Raw genomic sequence first — 6,230 nt, forward strand, 5'->3', positions numbered from 1 at the left:
ATGTTGCGTTATCTGAGTCGTCGCTTGCTGCTGATCATCCCCACACTGCTGTGCATTCTGGTGGTGAATTTTTTGATCGTACAGGCCGCGCCGGGTGGACCGGTGGAACAAGCCATTGCCCGTCTGCAAGGTTTTGGCGGCCACAGCATGGGTGGCGCTGGTGAGGTCGCGGCGGTGGGTGGCGCGGGCCGCAGCAGCCGCGGCCTGGACCCGGCGCTGATCGAAGAAATCAAACACCATTACGGCTTCGACAAACCGCTGCACGAACGCCTGTGGCTGATGCTGACAAACTACGCGCAGCTGGACCTGGGCAGCAGTTTTTTTCGCGGCGCCAAGGTCACTGACCTGATCGTGCAGAAGCTGCCGGTGTCACTGTCGCTGGGCTTGTGGGCGACGCTGATCACTTACCTCATTTCAATCCCGTTGGGCATTCGCAAGGCAATCAGAAACGGCAGCGCGTTTGATGTCTGGAGCAGCACGGCAATCATCATCGGCTATGCGATGCCAGCGTTTCTGTTTGCCATCCTGCTGATCGTGGTGTTCGCCGGTGGCAGCTACGTCAACTGGTTTCCAGTGCAGGGGCTGGTCTCGGACGACTTCGACCAACTGAGCACGCTGGGCAAGCTCGGCGATTACCTCTGGCATCTGGTGCTGCCGGTCACCGCGCTGGTGATAGGCGGCTTCGCCACCCTGACGATTCTGACCAAGAACAGCTTTCTCAACGAGATCAGCCGCCAGTACGTGATCACCGCGCGGGCCAAAGGCCTGACCGAGCGCCGCGTGCTCTACGGCCATGTGTTTCGCAACGCCATGCTTTTGGTGGCGGCCGGGGTGCCGTCGGCGCTGATCGAGGTGTTCTTCGCCGGCTCGCTGCTGATCGAAACCATCTTCAACCTCGACGGCCTCGGGCGCATGAGCTACGAAGCGGCGGTGTCGCGCGACTATCCGGTGGTGTTCGGCGCGCTGTTTCTGTTCACCCTGTTCGGCCTGTTGATCAAGCTGATCGGCGACCTCTGTTACACCCTGCTCGATCCGCGCATCGACTTCTCGGCGAGGACTGCCTGATGTTCACACTGTCTCCTCTGGGCCGGCGCCGTGTCGCGCAATTCAAGGCCAACCGCCGTGGACGCTGGTCGCTGTGGCTGTTTATCGGCTTGTGCCTGATTTGCCTGGGTGGCGAGTTGATCGCCAATGACAAGCCGCTGGTGATCCGTTATCACGACGCTTTTTACTTGCCGATCCTCAGCGATTACCTCGAAACCGATTTCGGTGGCGAGCTGCCGTTTCAGCCGGATTACGCCAGCAATTACGTACACAAATTGATTGAGGATCAGGGCGGCTGGATGCTGTTTCCGCCGATCCCGTTCAGCTACGACACGGTCAATTACGACCTTGCGGAACCGGCACCCAGTCCGCCCTCGGCGAGCAATTGGCTGGGCACCGATGATCAGGCCCGCGATGTGTTGGCGCGGGTGATTTTCGGTACGCGGATTTCGATTCTGTTTGCGTTGATCCTCACCGCCATCAGCGCGCTGATCGGCATCGTTGCCGGCGCGCTGCAAGGCTATTACGGCGGTTGGGTCGACCTGCTCGGGCAACGTGTGCTGGAGATCTGGTCGGGGCTGCCGGTGCTGTACCTGCTGATCATTCTGTCCGGTTTCGTCTCGCCGAGTTTCTGGTGGTTGCTGGGGATCATGGCGCTGTTTTCCTGGCTGGCGCTGGTCGATGTGGTGCGCGCCGAGTTCCTCCGTGGGCGCAATCTGGAATACGTCAAAGCCGCGCGGGCACTGGGCCTGACCGATAACGAACTGATGCGTCGGCACATCCTGCCCAACGCGATGACCTCCACCCTCACCTACCTGCCGTTCATTCTCACCGGTGCCATCGCCACCCTGACCGCGCTGGATTTTCTCGGTTTCGGCATGCCGGCCGGCACCGCCTCGCTGGGCGAGCTGATCGGTCAGGCCAAGCGCAATCTGCAGGCACCGTGGCTGGGGCTGACGGCGTTTTTCGCCTTGGCGTTGATTTTGTCCTTGTTGGTTTTTATTGGTGAGGCCTGCCGTGACGCGTTCGATCCCCGGAGCTGACATGACTGACAACCTGATTGAAATTCGCGACCTGCGCGTGGCGTTCGCCGGGCAGCCCGTGGTGCACGGGGTCAACCTCGATATTCGCCGTGGCGAGTGCCTGGCATTGGTCGGTGAATCCGGCTCGGGCAAATCGGTGACGGCGCATTCGATCCTGCGCTTGCTGCCGGGCAAGAACCTCAGCAGCAGTGGCTCGATCCGCTACAACGGCGTGGATTTGCTGCACGCCAGCGAGCAGCAGATGCGTGGTTTGCGCGGCAATCGCATCGCGATGATCTTTCAAGAGCCAATGACCTCGCTCAACCCGCTGCACACGGTGCAACGGCAAATCAGCGAAGTGCTGGAAACCCACAAAGGCCTCAAGGGCCGCGCGGCTCGCGCACGCACGCTGGAGCTGTTGGAACTGGTCGGCATTCGCCAGCCGTTGCAGCGTTTGAAGGCCTATCCGCATCAGCTCTCCGGCGGTCAGCGGCAACGGGTGATGATCGCCATGGCGCTGGCCAACGAGCCGGAGTTGTTGATCGCCGATGAGCCGACCACGGCGCTGGATGTCACGGTGCAGCAGAAGATCCTCGAACTGCTGATCGAGTTGCAGCAACGCCTCGGCATGTCGTTGCTGCTGATCAGCCACGACCTCAATCTGGTGCGGCGCATCGCGCAGCGCGTGTGCGTGATGCGTCACGGCGAGATCGTTGAACAGGCCGACTGCGCAACGTTGTTCAACGCGCCGCAGCATCCATACAGCCGCCTGCTGATCGAGGCCGAGCCGAGCGGCGCGCCGGTGCCGAGTCAGTACGAGCACAACCTGCTTGAGGTTGATGATCTGAAGGTCTGGTTTCCTCTGCCCAAGGCATTGTTCAGCCGCCAGCAGGACTACATCAAAGCGGTGGACGGGGTCAGTTTCACCCTGCACCGCGGCAAGACTCTGGGAATTGTCGGCGAGTCGGGTTCGGGCAAGTCGACCTTGGGTCAGGCGATCCTGCGTCTGGTCGAATCCGAGGGCAACATCCGTTTCGGCAACAAGCAATTGAGCCTGCTCAACCAGCGCTTGATGCGGCCGTTGCGGCGGCAGATTCAGGTGGTGTTTCAGGACCCGTTCGGCAGCCTCAGCCCGCGCATGTCGGTGCAGCAGATCATTGCCGAGGGCTTGCTGACCCATGGCATCGGTACAGAAGCCGAACGTGAAGCCGCGGTGATCCGCGTGCTTGAAGAGGTCGGCCTCGACCCGCAAAGCCGTCATCGCTATCCCCATGAGTTTTCCGGCGGCCAGCGCCAACGCATTTCCATCGCCCGCGCACTGGTGCTGGAACCGGCGCTGATCCTGCTCGACGAACCGACCTCGGCGCTGGACCGCACCGTGCAAAAGCAGGTGGTGGAATTGTTGCGGCAATTGCAGATCAAGCACGGGCTGACGTATCTGTTCATCAGCCATGATCTGGCAGTGGTGCATGCGCTGGCGCATGACTTGATGGTGATCAAGGATGGCAAGGTCGTTGAACAAGGATCGTCGCAGGAGATTTTCGCGGCGCCACAACATCCCTACACCCAGGAACTCCTCAACGCCTCGGGCTTGAAGCCCGCTGAAGACTCCTGTGGGAGCTGGCTTGCCAGCGATGGCGTCGTGTCAGGTGACATTACCGCCTCTGACCCACCGCTATCGCTGGCAAGCCAGCTCCCACAAGTTACAAGGTGAGCAAATAAATTTTCAGGCACTGCATCCAATCGCCGCCGCCACGGGTAGTCCCTGTAACAGCCCACTCTTGTGCTGTCAGCGCTCTACCCTTTTCGGAGAATCATCGGATGAACATCACCCAGCTGATTGGCTTCACCGGTTTGCTCGCCGTCTCCTCGACGACCTTTGCCCAGAGCAGTTATCCCGACACCATCAAAGTGCCGGACGGCCACAAGATCGCCCTGGAAACCACCGGCGTCGGCGAGATCACTTATGAATGCCGCGACAAGCCGAACAGGGCCGGTCAGACCGAGTGGATCTTCGTCGGCCCGAAAGCCGTGCTCAATGACCGCAGCGGCCAGCAAGTTGGCACCTACTTCGGCCCGCCGGCGACCTGGCAGGCCAAGGACGGTTCGAAAGTCACCGGCACGCAATTAGCGGTGGCGCCTTCGAGTCCGGGCAACCTGCCTTATCAACTGGTCAAGGCCAACCCGGCTGAAGGCAAAGGCGCGATGAGCGGCGTGAGCTACATCCAGCGCGTCGCACTCAAGGGCGGCGTGGCCCCGGCCAGCGCCTGCACGACGGCGAACAAGGGCAAGCAGGAAGTGGTGAAATATCAGGCGGATTACATCTTCTGGGCGGCGAGCTGATTTTCTTCCTGCGCCGCATACCCTGTGGGAGCGGGCTTGCCCGCGATTCCGGTGGGTCAGTGAAATCCTTTCTGCTGACACGACGCCATCGCGGGCAAGCCCGCTCCCACAGGGCTTTGTGGTGTTTGCTCGAATGTCAGCTAGATTGCACACCATGCCTTTAGCCGAATCCGATTTCGATTACCAAGACCGTCTCGCTGCCTGTGCCCGCGGCGAGCGTGCGGCTCTGCGCGATTTGTATGTGCAGGAAGGCCCGCGCCTGCTCGGCGTGGCCAAGCGGCTGGTGCGCGACACCGCACTGGCGGAGGACATCGTTCATGAAGCATTCATCAAGATCTGGAACGGCGCGGCGGGGTTTGACCCGGCGCGCGGTTCGGCGCGTGGCTGGATGTTCAGCGTGACCCGCCATCTGGCGCTGAACCTGTTGCGCGATCACGGTCGCGAAACATCGTTCAGTGCCGAGCACGAAGTGGCGGCCGAGGATGACGGCTTCGATGCCGCCGCACATTCGGCGCGCATCCACCGTTGCCTGGAACAGCTGGAGCCGCAGCGGCGCACCTGCATTGTGCATGCGTATGTCGACGGCTACAGCCACGCGCAGATTTCGGCGCGCCTCGGCACGCCGCTGGGCACCGTCAAAGCGTGGCTCAAGCGCAGCCTCAATGCGTTGCGGGAGTGCATGGGATGACCGGCGAATCGGCGCAGGAACGTGATGAACTGGCCAGCGAATACGTGCTCGGCACGCTGTCGTTCGAACAGCGAATCGAGGTGCAGCGACGCTTGCCCAACGACCCCGAGCTGCGTGCGGCGGTGGATGCCTGGGAGCGGCGCCTGCTGGAGCTGACCGATCTGGCCGAACCGCAGCAACCGTCGGCCCTGCTGTGGCCGCGCATCGAACGCAGCCTCAATCGCCTCGCGGAAAAAGCGCCTGCAACGTTGTGGTGGAATCGGCTGCCGCTGTGGCGCGGCTTGAGTGCGGCCGGGCTGGCGGCAACCCTGGTTTTGGGTTCGATTCTGCTGACCCAGACCCCGCCGAAACCGAGCTATCTGGTGGTGCTGGTGGCGCCGCAGGACAAGGCTCCGGGCTGGGTGATCCAGGCCAGCAACTCGCGCGAGATTCAGTTGATTCCGCTCGGCGTGGTCGAAGTACCGGCAGACAAGGCCCTGGAATTCTGGACCAAAGCGGACGGCTGGCAAGGGCCGGTGTCGCTGGGGCTGGTCAAACCGGGTGAGGCCTTGTCGGTGCCGCTGGATAAACTGCCGCCGCTGCAACCGAACCAGTTGTTCGAGCTGACGCTGGAGGGCGCCAATGGCTCGCCGATCGGCAAACCGACCGGGCCGATCCAGGCGATCGGCCGCGCGGTGAAGGTGCTTTAAGGCTCTATCCTGCGGGTTGCCGCTACCATCATCGGCGTCGATGTTCACCATCACGGCAATGAAGTTCTCAGAAAAAATTCCGGGCGTAACATCAGCTCCATACCAACCAACAACACCCCGGAGCACACCATCATGAAACGCCAGACTCTTCTCAGCATCGCTTTCTCGGTTTTCGCAGTTAACGCTTTCGCCGCTACCCCGGCCCACACAATGATCGCCGCTGACGGCTCGGACAAATTGATCGAAAGCCGTCTGGCTGAAGGTGGCTCGGATCGTCTGATCGAACGCCGCGTCGCTGAAGGCGGTTCGGATCGCCTGATCGAACGCCGCGTTGCTGAAGGTGGTTCGGATCGTCTGATCGAACGTCGCGTTGCTGAAGGTGGCTCGGATCGTCTGATCGAACGTCGCGTTGCTGAAGGTGGCTCGGATCGTCTGATCGAACGT

At 61.6% G+C, this 6,230-nt stretch carries 7 protein-coding genes; all 7 read left to right on the forward strand.

The window, feature by feature from the left end:
• Entirely contained in the window at positions 1 to 1,065 is a 1,065-nt protein-coding gene (locus ACYYKW_RS20450) for a microcin C ABC transporter permease YejB (RefSeq protein ID WP_464990980.1), read from the forward strand.
• The gene (locus ACYYKW_RS20455; RefSeq protein ID WP_464990981.1) at positions 1,065 to 2,087 is read left to right on the forward strand and encodes an ABC transporter permease; all 1,023 of its coding nucleotides are present in this window, start codon (positions 1,065 to 1,067) and stop codon (positions 2,085 to 2,087) included. The genes ACYYKW_RS20450 and ACYYKW_RS20455 overlap by 1 nt, the downstream gene beginning before the upstream one ends.
• Before the next feature lies 1 nt (position 2,088).
• The gene (locus ACYYKW_RS20460; protein WP_464990982.1) at positions 2,089 to 3,780 is read left to right on the forward strand and encodes an ABC transporter ATP-binding protein; all 1,692 of its coding nucleotides are present in this window, start codon (positions 2,089 to 2,091) and stop codon (positions 3,778 to 3,780) included.
• A 107-nt stretch (positions 3,781 to 3,887) separates the two neighbouring features.
• Positions 3,888 to 4,409 carry a DUF3455 domain-containing protein gene (locus ACYYKW_RS20465; protein ID WP_464990983.1) on the forward strand — a complete coding sequence of 174 codons (522 nt, stop codon included), beginning with the start codon at positions 3,888 to 3,890 and terminating at the stop codon, positions 4,407 to 4,409.
• A 154-nt stretch (positions 4,410 to 4,563) separates the two neighbouring features.
• Positions 4,564 to 5,097 carry a sigma-70 family RNA polymerase sigma factor gene (locus ACYYKW_RS20470; RefSeq protein ID WP_093100115.1) on the forward strand — a complete coding sequence of 178 codons (534 nt, stop codon included), beginning with the start codon at positions 4,564 to 4,566 and terminating at the stop codon, positions 5,095 to 5,097.
• Complete coding sequence (locus tag ACYYKW_RS20475) at positions 5,094 to 5,786, forward strand: anti-sigma factor (protein WP_090284568.1); 693 nt, start codon at positions 5,094 to 5,096, stop codon at positions 5,784 to 5,786. Before ACYYKW_RS20470 ends, ACYYKW_RS20475 begins: the two co-directional genes overlap by 4 nt.
• 132 nt (positions 5,787 to 5,918) lie before the next feature.
• The coding region (locus ACYYKW_RS20480) for a hypothetical protein (RefSeq protein WP_464990984.1) at positions 5,919 to 6,230 on the forward strand (312 nt) is incomplete at its 3' end.

This window comes from Pseudomonas sp. 15C (assembly GCF_055484735.1).